This window comes from Stutzerimonas kunmingensis (assembly GCF_900114065.1).
In the GTDB taxonomy this organism is placed as follows: Bacteria; Pseudomonadota; Gammaproteobacteria; order Pseudomonadales; family Pseudomonadaceae; genus Stutzerimonas; species Stutzerimonas kunmingensis.
In genome coordinates, this window is the sequence record NZ_FORS01000003.1 from 593,428 (window position 1) to 609,429 (window position 16,002).

A 16,002-nucleotide genomic window follows, 5' to 3' on the forward strand; every position below is an offset into this window, starting at 1 on the left:
GCGTCGCCTAGCGGCGAGCCTGCCCGCGTAGCAGTTCCTTGAGTTCGGCGATTTCGCCACGCAGGGCGCGGACCTCTTCATGCAGGTCGGCCTCGATGTGCTCGCGTGCCGCCTCAATGGTTGCCTGAGTGGCTTCGTGGTCAGCATCGGTAACCGTCTGCATCGCGTTTACGATGATGGCGATGAACAGGTTGAGCATGGTGAAAGTGGCAATCAGGATGAACGGGATGAAGAACACCCAGGCGTAGGGGAACACGTCCATCAGCGGGCGCACGATGCCCATCGACCAGCTTTCCAGCGTCATCACCTGGAACAGTGTGTAGATCGAACGGCCGAGGTTGCCGAACCACTCGGGGAAGTCGGCGCCGAACAGCCCGGTGGCGATCACCGCCGACACGTAGAAGACCAGCGCCAGCACCATGGCAATCGAGCCCAGGCCGGGAATGGCCGACAGCAGCGCGCCGACCACACGGCGCATCGACGGTACCATGGTGACCATGCGCATCACCCGCAGTACGCGCAGGGCACGTAGAACGCTGAACGGGCCGCTGGCGGGCACCAGCGCGATGGCAACCACGGTGAAATCGAACAGGCTCCAGGGATCACGGAAAAACGCCGCGCGATGAACGTAGATGCGCGCTGCGATTTCCACCACGAATACGCCGAGGATCAACATGTCGAGCACTCTTAGCAGCTCGCCCCAGCTGGCCACCAGTGCCGGCGAGGTCTGCATGCCGAGGATGGCCGCGTTGATCACGATCAGCAGCAGAATGCTGCGCTGAACGGCTGGCTGCTCGATGACCTGTTGCAGTCGACGACGAGTACTCGTTTCCACGGGTGTTGCCTGCATGATGCCTACCTGTCTGTTTCGATCATCGCCCTGCCCGCGACCGTGGGGCTACCGTTGAATACAGTCGGGCGGGCGCGAGTATGGTGGCGAAGACCAGCGCGGGGAAGTGACGGCGGTGCCCGGTTCGTTACCTGATTTGACAGCGTTCAGGCGGCGCTTTGAGCGCGGCGACAGCCTGGATGGCCCGGTTTACTGCGGGAAGTGCAGTTCGCGAACGCCTCGCCGCCGGCCGGTTGCGGTTGCGCTGGGCGTCGATACCGGCTATGACCTCTCCTGTGCGGCGGCCTGCTAGTACCTTTGTATAACAGCCAAACGAGCTGGTGCTCCTAGAATGGGGCGAGCGACTACGTTACGGGGTTGCAAGTGCCGCATGATTTTTTGAGGTTCCGATATTGAGCGGCAAAAGACATGGGCGCTTTGTCTCCGGACATCAAGTGGCCGTCTCCCTGCCTCGTCAGGCCTGGCGAATTTCTTTGCAGAGCCTTCACGGACGAGCATTCGATGAGTTTCTGAGGTGAGTTCATGGCAACCGATCTAAACAAGTACATCCGCAACGCAGCGTTTCTCGACAAGGTCGTCTCGGCAGAAGAGGCCGCGTCGTGGATTGAGGACGGCATGACGCTGGGCATGAGCGGCTTCACCCTGTTCGGGGAGCCGAAGGTGTTTCCGAAGGCACTGTCCGAACGCGGCCAGCGCGAGAAATTCAAGGTCAACCTGTTCACCGGCGCGTCCATGGGCCCGGCAGCCGACCAGTCGATGGCCGAAGCCGGCATCATCAACAAGCGCATTCCGTATCAGGGCAACCCGGTGCAGCGCAAGAAGATCAACGCCGGCGAGGTGCTCTACATCGACCAGCACCTGTCCCATACCGCGGAACTGCTGCGTCAAGGCGTGCTGCCACAGGTCGACTACGCCATCATCGAGGCGGCGGCCATCACCGAGGACGGCCAGATCATCCCGACCGGTTCGGTCGGTAACTCGCCGATCTTCGTGCAGAACGCCAAGCACGTGATCATCGAGCTGAACACCTCTGCTCCGCGCGAGTACGAAGGCATGCACGACATCTACATTCCCGGCCCGGCCGGCGAGGATTCGCGCAAGGACATCCCGGTCTACAACGTCAGCAAGCGCATCGGCTCGATCGGTATCCCGGTCGATCCGGCCAAGGTGCGCGGTATCGTGCTGTCCAGCGAGCCGGACATTCCTTCCCCGCTGTTCGAGCCGAACGCCGAAACCCAGAAGATCGCCGACAACCTGCTGGACTTCCTGCGTGAGGAAGTGAAGCTGGGACGCCTGACCAACAGCCTGGCTCCGCTGCAGTCGGGTGTGGGCTCGGTGGCCAACGCGGTGCTGGCCGGCATGAAGACTTCCGAGTTCAAGGACCTGACCGTCGCTTCCGAAGTGCTGCAGGACGGCGTTTTCGACCTGATCGACGCCGGAGTGGTGAAGTTCGCCGCCGCCACCGCCTTCTCCCTGTCGAAGAAGCGCGTGGACAACCTGGCCTCGGACCTCGCCAAGTACGCCGGCAAGGTGGTGTTCCGTCCGCAGGAGATCTCCAACCATCCGGAAGTGATCCGCCGGCTGGGGATCATCTCCTTCAACACTGCGCTGGAAGCCGACATCTACGGCAACGTGAACTCCACGCACGTCAACGGCACCCACATGATGAATGGTATTGGCGGCTCGGGTGACTTCGCCCGCAACGCACGTATCAGCATCTTCGTGACGACCTCGACGGCGAAGGACGGCAAGATCTCCTCCATCGTACCGTTCGTCACGCATGTGGATCACACCAACCACGACGTCGACGTGATCATCACCGAGCAGGGCTATGCCGATCTGCGCGGGCTGGCGCCCGTCGAGGCGGCGGCGCGAGTCATCAACAACTGCATGCACCCGGACTACAGGGCCCAGGCGCTCGCCTACCTCGAAGAGGCGAAACAGCGTGGCGGCCACACCCCGCACGTGCTGGAAAAAGCCTTCTCCTGGCATGCCAACTTCGCCAAGAACGGCACCATGCTGCTGGACAAGTAATCGGTAGGAGCCTGTGCGGCTGATGCAGCAATGCATCGGCGGCGGGCTCGAAGCGGTACCCGAATCCGACGCCAGGCTCTGGCGTCGGATTTTTTTTCGCCGATGACGGCGCACATTTCCAGCGCGCCGGCGTCTCGGATGCGGCTCCAACCGCTCGGCTGCGTATACATCCGTCACCAAATGCAGCCAAGATAGGCCCGTGTGTTAAGCCAGGATGAGCCATGACTTCCAACGAATCCAGAACCTTCACCGTCGCCACCTGCGCTGAGGAGGCGGTCGACAAGCTGGCCGAGCTGCACGCGCAGGCCACAGCGGCCCTAAACCAGGCGCTCAAACGCTACGTAACCAGCCGCACCGAGCCCAGCGCCGCGGAGCGCAACCTGTTCCGCTACCCGCAGCTGCGCCTGACCTACGAGTGCCACGGCGAAGTGCCGGCCTCGACCCGTGCCTACGCCAAGGTCCAGGCGCCCGGCGTGTACAGCGTCACCGTGACCCATCCGGCGGCGTTCCGCGCCTATCTGCTCGATCAGCTGAAACCGCTGATCCAGGACTTCAACGTCACCGTTGAGGTCGGCATGAGCGACCGCAACATCCCTTATCCGTACGTCATCGAGCAGGGCGACGAGCTGGCCGGCACCGGCGTGACCGCCGCTGAGCTGGCGCGGGTATTCCCCAGCACCGACCTGTCCGCCGCTACCGACGATATCGCCGACGGGCTCTACGACTGGGAGCACGCCGATCCCTATCCGCTGGCACTGTTCGATGGCGCGCGGGTGGATTTCTCGCTGCGCCGGCTGGTGCACTACACCGGCAGCGATTGGCGCCACGTACAGCCGTGGATCCTGCTGACCAACTACCACCGCTACGTCGACCAGTTCATCCGCCACGGCCTCGACATGCTGCGCGACGACACCCGCTTCACGCGCATGGTCTTGCCGGGCAACGTGATCATCGAGCGCGGCATGGAGGAGGGCGAGGCGCAGGCGATCATCGGTGGCGTGATGTGGCACCGCTACCAGATGCCGGCCTATCACCTGATCGCCGAGGACGGCCACGGCATCACCCTGGTCAACATCGGCGTCGGCCCGTCCAATGCGAAGAACATCACCGACCACCTCGCCGTGCTGCGCCCGCACTGCTGGCTGATGATCGGTCACTGCGGCGGGCTGCGGCAGTCGCAATCCATCGGCGACTATGTGCTGGCCCACGCCTACATGCGCCGCGATGGCATCCTCGATCGGGTGTTGCCGCCGCACATCCCGCTGCCGGCACTGGCCGAGGTGCAGCAGGCGCTGCAGGATGCCGCCGCGACGGTCACCGGTGAACAGGGCGAAGCGCTGAAGAAGCGTTTGCGTACCGGCACCGTGCTGACCTATGACGACCGCAACTGGGAGCTGCGCTGGGCGCAGGAACGGCCGCTGATCAACCTGTCACGTGCCGTGGCGGTAGACATGGAAAGCGGCACCATCGCCGCCCAGGGCTACCGCCTGCGGGTGCCGTACGGCACCTTGCTCTGCGTATCGGACAAGCCGCTGCACAGCGAGATCAAGCTGCCGGGCTCGGCCAATGCGTTCTACGAGCGGGCCGTGACCCAGCACCTGAAAATCGGCATCACCGCACTGGAACTGCTGCGCAGCCAGCTCAACTCGCTGCATTCGCGCAAGCTACGCAGCTTTGACGAGCCGCCGTTCCGCTGAATCAGCATGGGCTGCCGGCGCTTTCGTGGGAATGGACGATACTCATAGCGTTCATTCCCGCGTCAGCACCGGAGGTTCAACATGGAACAGTCGATCCACGCCTTCCATAACCTGTTCGAGCAATTGGGCCTGCCCAACGATGATGTCTCGATCAGGCGCTTTATCGAAACCCACTCACCCCTGGCCGAAGACGTCTATCTGGCCGATGCGTCGTTCTGGACGCCGGCCCAGGCGGCTTTCCTGCGCGAGGAAATCCTCGAGGATGCCGACTGGGCCGAAGTGGTCGATCGCCTCAATGTGGCGCTGCGACGGCGCTACCACTAGGCATGGCCTGGTTCTCAGCTGGCCAGCAACCAGGCGCCGGTGAGTGCCGAGGCAGCACCGGCGACACGCACCAGCGGCGCCGCGGCCTGCGGCAGGTAACGCACCAGCGCGTAACCGGCGGCATGCAGAGCGGCAGTGGCGATAACGAAGCCGGCGGCATAACCCCACGGACTGGATAGCTCTGGCAGTTCCAGGCCGTGGGCAACGCCGTGGCTGGCGGCGAACAGCGCGGTCAGTGCGGCAGCGACGACCAGCGGCGGGCGTACCGCCAGTGCCACCAGCAGGCCGAGGGCCAGCACCGAGCCGGCGATGCCAGTTTCCATCAGCGGCATTTCGATTCCGGCGAACCCGGCCAGGCCGCCGAGCAGCATGGTCGCGACGAAGGTCATCGGCAGCGCCCAGCGCGCCTTGCCAGTCTGCTGAGCCGCCCATAGACCCACCGCGAGCATGGCCAGCAGATGGTCGAGGCCGAAGATCGGGTGGGCGATACCGGACAGCACTCCGGCGTGGTCATGGCCGGGGTGAGCCAGGGCTAGCGCAGGGCTGAGCAGCAGGGCGGAGGTGACCAGGATTTTCTGTACGTTCATGCGAGTTCCTCTGATTGCAAGGCTGAGAGCTGGACCGAGAAGCTGGCACTCGGTCGATTTCCGTTGATGGGCGAGGTCACGCGGCGCTGAGCATTCCCTGTTTCTCGATAAAGGCGATGATTTCCTCGAGACCCTGGCCGACCTTCTGGTTGCTGAAGACGAACGGCCGCTCGCCGCGCATCTTGCGGGCGTCGCGATCCATCACCTCCAGCGAGGCACCGACCATGGGCGCCAGGTCGATCTTGTTGATCACCAGCAGGTCGGACTTGCAGATGCCCGGCCCGCCCTTGCGCGGCAGCTTGTCGCCGGCGGACACGTCGATCACGTAGATGGTCAGGTCCGACAGCTCCGGGCTGAAGGTCGCCGAGAGGTTGTCACCGCCGGACTCGACGATGATCAGATCCAGGCCGGGAAAGCGCCGGTTGAGCTGCTCCACCGCCTCGAGGTTGATCGAGGCGTCCTCGCGGATCGCCGTGTGCGGACAGCCGCCGGTTTCCACACCGATGATGCGCTCGGGTGCCAGGGCTTCGTTACGCACGAGGAACTGGGCGTCTTCCTGGGTGTAGATGTCGTTGGTCACCACGGCGAGGTTGTAGCGGTCGCGCAGGGCCTGGCACAGGGCGAGGGTCAGGGCGGTCTTGCCGGAACCGACCGGCCCGCCAATGCCGACGCGCAGGGGTTGGGTGTTCATGGGTGTTCTCCTCTGGAAGGCGGTGTGGCTGCCTTGGGGTTGATGCGAAGGGGGTGCTGCCGGGGTGCGCGGAGGGGCGCGAAGTCCGTAGGGTGGGTAACGCGAAGCTTACCCACCGTTCTGCAAAGTAATCGGCCATGGCGCGGCAAGGGCTTGCTTGTAGCTTGCGGTGGAAAATGCTGCGCAGTTTTCCACCCTACATTGCGTTGCACCGGCATTCGCTTTTCCATCCACGGCCTGACAGGCAACATCCAATTCCCCTTCAGGAGGGTGAGCGGAATCGTTGCGTAAGGGGATGAGCCGCACGGATGCGGCGAAAGGCTTAAAGGGCCATGGATGGCCCTTGTAAGCCGGCCCCTGGAGCGGCGATGGAGTGAACGAACCCTGCGCGTAGTGCAGGGCCGGATGCAGGGGCGCGCTTTCTTTTGCTTACTTTTCTTTGCGCGTGCAAAGAAAAGTAAGGCGTCGTGAGAGGCGCAACCTGTCGCTCGCGCCGAGGAAAGTGCGGAGCGCCGGCACTCAGGCAGAAAGCCAACAGTTTCGCGGCCAAGATTCCTTCGCATTGGTTCGGTGAACACCGTTCGCCACGAGTGACCATCGGGTTCGTGAGCAGCGCTCGCTCCTACAGACGCGCACGGCAACGCCGGACTCGATCCGCTCATGACCTAAACAACCGACTGTACTGCCGCTCATGCGCCATGCTGGTCAGCACCATTCCAAACGGCGCACTGCCCCATTCCCGCTCCGGCAGTTCGCTGGCTTCCCGCTGCGCCTGAGTCAGAGTGGGCACCAGCTGCGAGGTCAACCGCTGCGCCGCCTGCTGCCCCAGCGGCAGTGTCTTCATCAGCACCGCCAGCTGGTTTTCCAGCCAGCCCCACAGCCAGGCGGCGAGAGCGTCGGCGGGCGTGATTTGCCAGGCTCGGGCGGCCAGCGCCCAGGCCAGTGCCAGACCGGGCTCGTCGGCAGCGGCCAGGCAGTCGCGCGCTGGCTGGTCGAGTTCCGGCAGGCCGTCGAGCAGCTGCGTCAGGGAATAGCCCATCTGCCGGCTTTCCAGCTGCAGTTCGCGGGTTTCGCGGCTGGCGCGGTGCTCGGCGGCCAGAAGCAACAGACGCGGCCAGTCGTCCTGTGCCGCCGCTTCGCAATGCGCGAGCAGCAGCGGCGCCTCGAAGCGCGCGAGGTTGAGCAGCAGTTGATCCTCCAGCCAACGCCGGGCGCTGTCCGGGTCGTTCACCCAGCCGTTTTCCACCGCCATTTCCAGACCCTGGGAATAGCTGTAGCCGCCGATCGGCAGCTGCGGGCTGGCCAGCCGGAGCAGCGCCCAGGCCGAGCCGGGAGCGGCCGTCGCGTTCACGTCCGTACGCCGAACTGGTGCAGGCGCGGCGCGTAGCTGAACTCTGCCTCACCCGCGTGGGAATGGTGATGACCTCCGCCGTAGGCGCCATGCTCCGGCTGGAAGGGGGCTTCGATGTGTTCGACGCCGGCGCCCAGCTGCAACAGCATGTCCTTGAGCACGTAGTCGTCGAGCAGCCGCAGCCAGCCATCGCCGACCTGCAGGGCGACATGGCGGTTGCCCAGGTGATACGCCGCGCGGGTCAGTTCGAAAGCGCTGGCGCAGGTGACGTGCAGCAGTTGCTCGGGCCGAGCACGCACGCGCACGACACGGCCATCACCGGCGAGCAGGCATTCGCCATCGTGCAGCGGCGGCTGGCCGCGTTCGAGAAACAGGCCGACGTCTTCGCCGCTGGTACTGAAGCAGCGCAGGCGACTCTTGCTGCGCGCGTCGTAGGTCAGTTCAAGTTCGGCCTGCCACTCGGGGCGGGCGTCGATGCGTTGGCGAATCACCAGCATGTGCAGAGTTCCGGTCGGATCGTTTCCGGAACAAGAGCAAGTGGCTTGCCAACCGAGCCCATGTATCGCGATCCCGGAGGCTGCCGGACCAGAGTGCCTGATAATGGGGCTTTGAGAGCACCGTCATGGTGCGCCTGTCGGGGTCGGGTCAGGTGCGTGCGCCTTATTGGTGCAGGTCGCGCACCATGTACACGGCAGGGATCTGATAGCTGGCCAGGTTGCCGGCCTGCGGCGGGTCGAGTTCGTCGTGGGCTTCGTAGCCCAGACGCGACCAGAATCCCGTGGAATCCTGTACCGACACCAGCGCCGAATAACGCAGCTGTGCGGCGCCGGCCTGTTGCAGGTTATGCCGCACCAGTGCCGGGCCGATGCCGCGGCCGGCGGCCCGTCCGGCCACGGCCAGGTCATGCAGGTAAAGGCAATCGGCTTCGCCGTCGGTGCAGAACTCCCCGTCCAGCGGCGTCACTTTACCCAGCCGCGAGTGGTAGGCGAACAGATAGGCGCACACACCCTCGTCATCCTCGGCCACCCACGCCAACTGCGGAAATGTCGCCAGACGTGAGCGGATCACCGCCTCGTCTTCCAGAACCTCGGCGGCATAGGACTCTTCCTGGATCGCCAGGACGGCAGGGATATCGCGCTCCTGCATCGCTCTCAACTGGTACATCACGACTACACTCGAACGCCGCGAAACGCCGCGCGGCTCGGCAAAAAGCCGGCGATCATACGCGAAATGCCGGCGCTCCGCTTGCCGCCGGGCGGCGCATCCGCAGCTCCGCTGCCAGCACAGCCGGACAGCCGGACAGCCGGACAGCCGCGGCCGTGTCCAGGCTCAGGTGAAAGGTTTCAGCTGATTGGTGCAGCGGTGCGACAAGATGACAGGCATAATGGTTAGCCTGCTAACAAGTGGCTTGAGGCCTGCGTTGAACGATCACCACCACCCGCTCTACGGCGTTCTGCTGATATTGCTGTCGGGGCTGTTGCTGGCCAGCCATGACGGGCTGGCCAAACACCTCTCGGAAATCTACCCGGTGTTTCTGGTCATTTGGGCTCGTTATGTCGCGCAGACGGTGCTGATGACCGCGCTGTTCGTGCCGCGCATGGGCCAGCGTGTGTTTCGCACTCTGCGGCCGTGGCCACAATTGCTGCGTGGGCTAAGCCTGGTCAGCGTCAGCCTGCTGTTCATCAACGGCCTGCATTTCATCCCGCTGGCCGAAGCCACCGCGGTGATCTTTCTGACCCCGGTGCTGGTAACCATTGCCTCGGCGCTGTTGGGCGAGCGGGTCAGTCGCAGCCAGTGGCTGGCCGTGGCCTTTGGTCTGCTCGGGGTGGTGATCATCGTGCGCCCCGGTTCGGCGCTGTTCACCCCGGCGGTGCTGTTGCCCTTCGGCGCGGCGTTGTCGTTCACCGTGTATCAGCTGGTGACCCGGCGCCTGGCCGGCACCGATCACCCGGTGACCAGCAACTACCTGACCAGCCTGGTCGGTTGCGTGACCCTGAGCGTGCTGGTGGTCTTCAACTGGCGCACGCCAACGCTGCACGACGCGCTGCTGATGGGCGCGCTCGGTGGCATGGCGATGCTCGGGCACCTGCTGCTGACCAATGCCTTCCGCTTCGCCAGCGCGGCGACGCTGGCGCCGTTCACCTACGGGCAGATCGTGTTTGCCGGGGCGGTCGGCTATGTCGCCTTCGATCACGCGCCGGATGCCGGGGCGCTGATCGGCATGGCGGTGATCATCGCCAGCGGCCTGTGCATGGCCTATGTGCAGCGCCGCCAGGGGCCGGCCGAGGGATAAACAGCGAAAATGTGCCATTCGGCCGACCAGGCAGCTTCTCAACAACACTGAAATGAAAAGACAGGGCGAATCGACCCTTGCGTGCACCCATGGAGCCTATATGCCGCGACTCTCTCATCACGACCTGCGCCGCAACTTTCGCGAGCTGCTGAACGCCGACCGCTGCTTCCACACCGCCTCGGTGTTCGACCCGATGTCCGCGCGCATCGCCGCCGACCTCGGTTTCGAAGTGGGCATCCTCGGCGGCTCGGTGGCCTCGCTGCAGGTCCTCGCCGCGCCGGACTTCAACCTCATCACTTTGAGCGAGTTCGTCGAGCAGGCCACGCGTATCTGCCGTGTCGCCCAGTTGCCGGTGCTGGCCGACGCCGATCATGGCTACGGCAATGCGCTGAACGTGATGCGCACCGTCTCCGAACTGGAGCGCGCCGGGATTTCCGCGCTGACCATCGAGGACACCCTGCTGCCGCCCAAATTCGGTCGCCGCTCCACCGACCTCATCGGCATGTTCGAGGCGGTTGGCAAGATCCGTGCGGCGCTGGAGGCGCGAGTCGACCCGGAAATGGCCATCATCGGCCGGACGAATGCCGGGGTGATCGGCTTCGAGGAAGTCATCGCCCGCGCCCAGGCCTACGAGAAGGCCGGCGCCGATGCCATCTGTCTGGTCGGCATCGAGGACTTCGACCATCTGGAAAGCATCGCCAGCCAGCCAGCTCAGCAAGCCGCTGATGCTGGTCACCTACGGCAACCCCAACCTGCGCGACAACGCTCGGCTGGCGGCGCTCGGCGTGCGCATCGTGGTCAACGGCCACGCGGCCTACTTCGCGGCGATCAAGGCCACCTACGACTGCCTGCGCGAGCAACGCCAGGTCGATGCGCTGGACCTGAACGCTTCGCAGCTGTCGGTAAAATACTCCACGGCCGATGAATACGTCGTCTGGGCCGAGGAATACATGCAGGTCAAGGAATAGCCGCGCTCAGAACAGCTGACGCTCGGCGCGGAAGGTAAGCAGCCCGTCGCAGCGCGGGTTCTGTCCCGAGTAGGCGCTGCACGCCTGGCCGCTCAGGCTGGAGTCGCTGTAGGACAGGTTCAGCTGCAGGCCCAGCCAGGGCCGCGAGAGGTCCAGCGACCAGTCGCTGAACAGGTCCACGCTGTCGCCACCGCCGAGATAATGCGGTGCGGCCAGCGCGTGGCTTGAGTACTTCACGCGGACGCCGACGGCGAAAGGCGTCACCGTGCCCAGGTCCAGATAAAGCGTGCTGTCGGTACGCCCGGCGGCGCTGTTCAGCGCCGCGCCGAGGCGCCGGTCGCCCAGCGTCAGGCCACCGTAGTATTCGTGACGATCCCATTCGGGCAGTTCCGGAAAGCTGTAGCGCATCAGGCCGATCTCATAGCCGAGTTGGTCATGATCGTTCTGCTGCACATAGCCGAGATAGGAATTCACCTCGAGTTGCCTTCCGTCGACCAATCCGACGCTGGGGGACCACTGCCCGACATACAGCCCGCTGGCATGGGTGAGATCGAGTCCGCCATGGAATGCGTTGCCGGTGCTCGGTTGCACCAGGCCCTGCGCCATGCTGCGGGTAGGCTCGGTGCCCAGCTTGAGGTCGAAGGTGCCCAGTTCGCGCTCGAGCACTTGTGGTTCGCTGGCGCAGCCCGCTGCCAGGAGCAGGCTGGTTATGGTCGGTAAGATGCGCTTCATGCTGGCTGCCCTGCCGGTTCGCAAATGCCCGAGGCGCTGAGCCGTCGGCGTGAACCGGGGCAGGATAGGCGACTATGCCGCCCGGGCAGCGCCATCCGTCGATTGCCCGGCGTCATTCGATGGGCGGTATCGCCTGGGGTGAGCATCCGCCCCGCGCAATGACTCCAAAGCAGAACAGCATCGAGCGATGCGGGAGGTGAGCAATGGCGACAGGTTGGGCAGGCGACGGTGCCGTCCAGGAGCAGATCGACAGTACCGTCGAAGACGCGGTGCAGCGTGCCCGCAGCAAGCTCGCCCGCGGCGAGAGCCTCAAGCATTGCGAGGAGTGCGGCGCGGCCATTCCCGAAGCGCGGCGCCAGGCAGTGCCCGGCGTCAGGCTGTGCATCAAGTGCCAGGCCGAGCAGGACAAGGAAGACGCCAGGTTCAGCGGCTACAACCGCCGTGGCAGCAAGGACAGCCAGCTGCGTTGATCAGGCGCGCCGCAGCGGCATGCGGAAGGTGAAGGTGGTACCGGCTTCGGCGCTGGAGGTTACCCGCATGCCGCCGCCATGGGCTTTGGCCACCTGATCGACGATGAACAGCCCGAGCCCAAGCCCGTTGCGCGAGGTGTCGTCTTCCTGGGAATAGGCATGGAACAGTTGTTCTAGCCGTTCAGCTGGGATCGGCGTGCCGCGGTTGTGTACCAATAGCTGGAAATGCCCGTCGACTATTTCGGCCTTCACGATCACCGGGCCGGTACTGGCGCCATGATGCAGGGCATTGGTGATCAGGTTGGCCAGCAGCTGGGCGATGCGGTCCGGGTCGCACTCGAACACCGGCAGCTCCGGCAGCTGGTCAAGCAACACCCGGCGTGGATAGGCGGTACGCAGCTCGTTGACCACCTGCGATAGAACAAGATGCAAGTTGGCCGAGGCCGTCCAGTTCAGCGGTATGCCATTGCCCAGCTGGCCGCGGGCGAAATCCAGCAGATCATCGACCATTCGTGAGGCGCGTTGACTGGACGTGCGCACATGCTCGGCGAGTCGTTGCGTATCGGGTTCCGTAGAGCGCCGGACTAACAGATCGCTAGCCGCCTGGATCGAGGCCAGTGGGGTGCGCAGATCATGGCCGAGCAGGGCGATGAACTGTTCGCGCTGGTGGCCGGTGATGCGCTCATCGGCCAGCGCCGCACGCGTGGCCTGCTGTTGCTCCTCGGCTTCGATCTGCAGCGTCAGCAGCCGCGCAAATGACTCGAACATCGCTCGCGTCGCCGGGTGGGAAAGGTCGCGCGGTAGCGGGTCGAGCGCACAGAGCGTGCCGAAGAAACTGCCGTCGGCGCGCAGCACCGGCACCGAAATATAGCTTTCGAAGCCATACATCTGCGGTGTGTGATGGTTGCAGTAATCGGGGTCAGCACTGACCTGGCTGATGATGATCGGCTGCTGCGAGGCATGGATCTCGCTGCAAAGCGTGGTGGTGATGTCCAGCTCACCGCCGACCTTCAGGCCGAACTCGATGCGATCGAGTACGGCGCAGGCGGTCCAGCTCGTCTCGGTGACGCGGGCAACCGCAGCGAAGCGCAGGCCAGTGGTTTCGCTGACCACTTGCAGGATGGCCGGGACGGCGCTGATGCGCTGGACGGTGAGCAGGTCGTCGAGGATGGATCGCACCATCTGCAGGCCCTGAGCGACGTAAAAAGGCCGGCCACTTTAACATGGCCGACCTCTGCAGCAGGCGCCGGTCAGCCGAGCGGAGCGGGTTGCCCCGCCCGAGCGAGCAACGACTGGTTACGCATCAGTCCGTAGTGCAGCACGCCGCCGAACAGCGCGCCGAGCAGCCAGGCGAAGCCGGACAGGCTCTCCAGGCCCGGCACCCACACCGAGGCCACCGAAAACAGCGCGCTGACGCCGAAGGCGATCATCGCCTTGCGGTTCCAGCCGGCATTGAAGTGGTAGATCCCGCTGCGCTCGGTGGAGAACAGCTGCTGCAGGTCCAGATGCTGGCGGCGAACCAAGTAGTAGTCGGCGACGATGATGCCGTACAGCGGCGCCAGCACCGCGCCCAGTGTGTCGACGAAGGCGGCGATACCCACCTCGCTGATGAAGGCCACCCACAGCGCGCCGATGAAGAAGGCGATGGCTGCGGTAATGAAACCGCCGGTACGCGCGCTGATCCTGGCCGGCGCCAGGTTGGCGATGTCGTAGGCCGGCGGGATGAAGTTGGCGACCAGGTTGATGCCGACCGTGGCGGCAAAGAAGGTGATGGCGGCCACCACCGTCAGGGTCACGTTGTCGATGCGCGCGACGATGTCGGTGGGGTTGGTCAGCGTTTCGCCGAACACCACCACGGTTCCGGCAGTGATCACCAGCGCAATCATCGAGAAGATAGCCAGGCTCACCGGCAGACCGAGGAAGTTGCCGATGCGCATCTGCCGTTCGCTCTTCACGAAGCGGGCGAAGTCGCCGTAGTTGATCACCACGGCGGCGAAGTAGGCGACCATGGTGCCGACCACCGCGGCGAACGCGGCTATCGGTCCGCCGGCGTGCTCTCCGCTGCCGCTGAAGATGTCGCCGAGGGCGCCGAGCAGGCTCGGGCCGGCCTGATACCAGATGGCGATCATCAGTAAGATCATCACCAGGTAGACCAGCGGGCCGGCCCAGTTGAGAAAGCGCGTTACCCAGTCGACGCCACGGACGAACAGCGCCACCTGAAACACGCAGACGATCACGTAGGCGGCCCAGTCGATGGCCGTCAGGCCGAGCAGCGTGGCGGCCTGTGGCTCGCTGCCGAGCAGTGTCCGCAGCAACAGGGCCACCGCGGTCGAGGCGAAATAGGTCTGCACGCCGTACCAGAAGATGGCGACGATGCCGCGTACCACCGCCGGGAAATTCGCGCCGCGTACCCCCATGCTCGCCCGCGCCATCACCGGGAACGGAATGCCGTACTTCACGCTGGGCTTGCCGGTGAGCTGCACCAGACCCATGACGATGAAACCGGCCAGCACGATGCCCGCCAGGACCGCCCAGCCATTGAGGCCGTAACTGATGAATAGCGTGGCTGCGAGGGTGTAGCCGAACAGGCTCTGGATGTCGTTGGACCACACATTGAATATCTCGAACCAGCCCCATTTGCGCTCAGCCGGGGCAAGTGGCGCGAGATCGGCGTTGTACAGGCTGGGATCGATCTGCTTGATCTGGAAATCGTCATGGTTCATGGGAGGGCGCTCTGAGCAAGACTGTGGATTTTTTGTATGCAGTTCTTGTTCCGCGTAAGGCAGAGCTCGCGAATTGTCCGACTGTGGCGCAGCGCGCTACGTCGCCAACCCCTGGATTCTAGGCGCTCCCAGGCAGTTCGCCTGGATTTTTTGTATACAGAAAGGGTGGCGAGTTTAGGCGGGTAGAGTGCAAAGCCCTGTCTGTGGATGCGCCGCTCGAGAGCCTAAGGTGCGTGCAGTGCACCAGCAGGGTGCTTTCCGATGGCACATAAAAAAGCCAGGCCTGCGTGGGGCCTGGCTTTCCGACCGAATCGGCCGATGACGCGATTACTGCTGGGTAACGATCGCGGTGTTGTTGCTGCCGGTCTGGCTGACGCTGGCGTAGTCGGCGAAGCCTGCCTGGGTCACTGTCGCGAAGTTGTCGGCGCCAGTCTGCAGCAGCACGGCCTGGCTGGAATCGCCGAACTGATCGACCAGCGCGAGGTTGCCGTCGCCCTGCTGCTCCAGGTCGACGGAGTTGCCGATTCCGGCCTGATCGATATCGGCCACGTTCATGTTGCCGGTCTGGATGAGATCGACGATGCCTTCCTGGCCGCTCTGGGAGATCAGTGCTTCGTTGCCCTCCCCGAACTGATCGACAATGGTGCTGTTGTACGCGCCGTCCTGGATCAGCACCACATCGTTGCTCACGCCGTCCTGGGTCACGTCGGCGCTGTTGGCAAAGCCGGCCTGCTCGACGATGGTGCTGTTGTCCCGGTCGTACTGACTGATGAACACCTCGCCCTCGACGCCGGTTTGAATGACATCGGCCTGGTGCAAGGCACCCTGCTGAGTCACCTCGGAAAAGTTGTCCTGGCCGAGCTGGGTGGTCGTGGCGCTGTTCTGCTGCGAAGCGCCGGTCTGATAAATGTACGAAGCCTGGCCGACGCCTTCCTGGTAGACATCGGCGATCTGGTCAACACCGTTTTGTTCGATAACCGCTTCACTGCTGGCCGCAATAGCCTGGGTGGCAGAGACGGCGAGGACAGCAGCGAAAAGCACGTTGGTTTTGAACATCGATTGTTTCTCCGTAGGATTCAGTCAATCGCGCCGCTGGTTTTCAGCTGACGCGGTTACCCGAAAACGCCCGCTTTCCCCTCGAACGCGACACCGGCAATGCCTCCCGCCAGCCACGGTAGCCGGTGGTCGCTGCGCATCCATGCATCCCTGGGTAGAGCGTTGCGCTTGGGTTGTCAGACGGTAATTCCATGCCCGACTTTCCCAATCCATCGAACGGTTGATT

15 protein-coding genes and 1 pseudogene are annotated in these 16,002 nt (G+C 64.2%); 6 read left to right on the forward strand and 10 right to left on the reverse strand.

Features of this window, described 5'->3' with window-relative positions; translation table 11 throughout:
• Nucleotides 1-7 precede the first annotated feature (7 nt).
• Nucleotides 8-850 carry an ion transporter gene (locus BM275_RS10745; RefSeq protein ID WP_090521115.1) on the reverse strand — a complete coding sequence of 281 codons (843 nt, stop codon included), beginning with the start codon at nt 848-850 and terminating at the stop codon, nt 8-10.
• Nucleotides 851-1,372: 522 nt separating this feature from the next.
• Between BM275_RS10745 and BM275_RS10750 the strand changes: the two genes are divergently transcribed.
• The 3 genes from BM275_RS10750 to BM275_RS10760 all read left to right on the forward strand — a co-directional run bounded on the left by BM275_RS10750 (nt 1,373) and on the right by BM275_RS10760 (nt 4,905).
• Nucleotides 1,373-2,884 carry a succinate CoA transferase gene (locus BM275_RS10750; RefSeq protein ID WP_046617695.1) on the forward strand — a complete coding sequence of 504 codons (1,512 nt, stop codon included), beginning with the start codon at nt 1,373-1,375 and terminating at the stop codon, nt 2,882-2,884.
• Nucleotides 2,885-3,105: 221 nt separating this feature from the next.
• Complete coding sequence (gene amn / locus BM275_RS10755; protein ID WP_023444943.1) at nt 3,106-4,581, forward strand: AMP nucleosidase; 1,476 nt, start codon at nt 3,106-3,108, stop codon at nt 4,579-4,581.
• Between the two features lie 81 nt (nt 4,582-4,662).
• A complete protein-coding gene (locus tag BM275_RS10760; protein ID WP_014818983.1) occupies nt 4,663-4,905 on the forward strand; it encodes a DUF2789 domain-containing protein in 243 nt (80 codons plus the stop codon).
• Nucleotides 4,906-4,919: 14 nt separating this feature from the next.
• On the opposite strand, the gene BM275_RS10765 is transcribed toward BM275_RS10760, so the two are convergent.
• The 5 genes from BM275_RS10765 to BM275_RS10790 all read right to left on the reverse strand — a co-directional run bounded on the left by BM275_RS10765 (nt 4,920) and on the right by BM275_RS10790 (nt 8,680).
• Nucleotides 4,920-5,492, reverse strand: a complete 573-nt coding sequence (locus tag BM275_RS10765) for a HupE/UreJ family protein (RefSeq protein ID WP_090521119.1) — start codon at nt 5,490-5,492, stop codon at nt 4,920-4,922.
• A 76-nt stretch (nt 5,493-5,568) separates the two neighbouring features.
• Nucleotides 5,569-6,183: an urease accessory protein UreG gene (gene ureG / locus BM275_RS10770; protein ID WP_014818985.1), complete on the reverse strand. Its 615-nt coding sequence runs from the start codon at nt 6,181-6,183 to the stop codon at nt 5,569-5,571.
• 658 nt (nt 6,184-6,841) lie between these two features.
• Nucleotides 6,842-7,534, reverse strand: a complete 693-nt coding sequence (locus tag BM275_RS10780; protein ID WP_090521121.1) for an urease accessory protein UreF — start codon at nt 7,532-7,534, stop codon at nt 6,842-6,844.
• On the reverse strand, nt 7,531-8,031 hold the full coding sequence (ureE, locus tag BM275_RS10785; RefSeq protein WP_038656553.1) for an urease accessory protein UreE: 501 nt from the start codon (nt 8,029-8,031) through the stop codon (nt 7,531-7,533). The genes BM275_RS10780 and ureE overlap by 4 nt, the downstream gene beginning before the upstream one ends.
• 163 nt (nt 8,032-8,194) lie before the next feature.
• Nucleotides 8,195-8,680: a GNAT family N-acetyltransferase gene (locus tag BM275_RS10790; protein ID WP_041015919.1), complete on the reverse strand. Its 486-nt coding sequence runs from the start codon at nt 8,678-8,680 to the stop codon at nt 8,195-8,197.
• Between the two features lie 274 nt (nt 8,681-8,954).
• Here BM275_RS10790 and BM275_RS10795 point away from each other — a divergent pair, with 274 nt between their 5' ends.
• A complete protein-coding gene (locus BM275_RS10795; RefSeq protein WP_044314365.1) occupies nt 8,955-9,827 on the forward strand; it encodes a DMT family transporter in 873 nt (290 codons plus the stop codon).
• Nucleotides 9,828-9,927: 100 nt separating this feature from the next.
• Nucleotides 9,928-10,795, forward strand: a pseudogene (locus BM275_RS10800) (isocitrate lyase/PEP mutase family protein).
• A 6-nt stretch (nt 10,796-10,801) separates the two neighbouring features.
• Here BM275_RS10800 and BM275_RS10805 read toward each other — a convergent pair.
• Complete coding sequence (locus tag BM275_RS10805) at nt 10,802-11,527, reverse strand: TorF family putative porin (protein WP_090521125.1); 726 nt, start codon at nt 11,525-11,527, stop codon at nt 10,802-10,804.
• 203 nt (nt 11,528-11,730) lie between these two features.
• On the opposite strand from BM275_RS10805, the gene BM275_RS10810 reads away from it, so the two are divergent.
• Entirely contained in the window at nt 11,731-11,997 is a 267-nt protein-coding gene (locus BM275_RS10810) for a DksA/TraR family C4-type zinc finger protein (RefSeq protein WP_003301757.1), read from the forward strand.
• On the opposite strand, the gene BM275_RS10815 is transcribed toward BM275_RS10810, so the two are convergent.
• The 3 genes from BM275_RS10815 to BM275_RS10825 form a co-directional block, all read right to left on the reverse strand.
• Entirely contained in the window at nt 11,998-13,179 is a 1,182-nt protein-coding gene (locus BM275_RS10815) for a GAF domain-containing sensor histidine kinase (protein ID WP_090521127.1), read from the reverse strand.
• A gap of 68 nt (nt 13,180-13,247) precedes the next feature.
• Nucleotides 13,248-14,720: an NCS1 family nucleobase:cation symporter-1 gene (locus BM275_RS10820; protein ID WP_090521129.1), complete on the reverse strand. Its 1,473-nt coding sequence runs from the start codon at nt 14,718-14,720 to the stop codon at nt 13,248-13,250.
• 327 nt (nt 14,721-15,047) lie between these two features.
• A complete protein-coding gene (locus BM275_RS10825; protein ID WP_090521131.1) occupies nt 15,048-15,776 on the reverse strand; it encodes a hypothetical protein in 729 nt (242 codons plus the stop codon).
• Between the last annotated feature and the right edge of the window lie 226 nt (nt 15,777-16,002).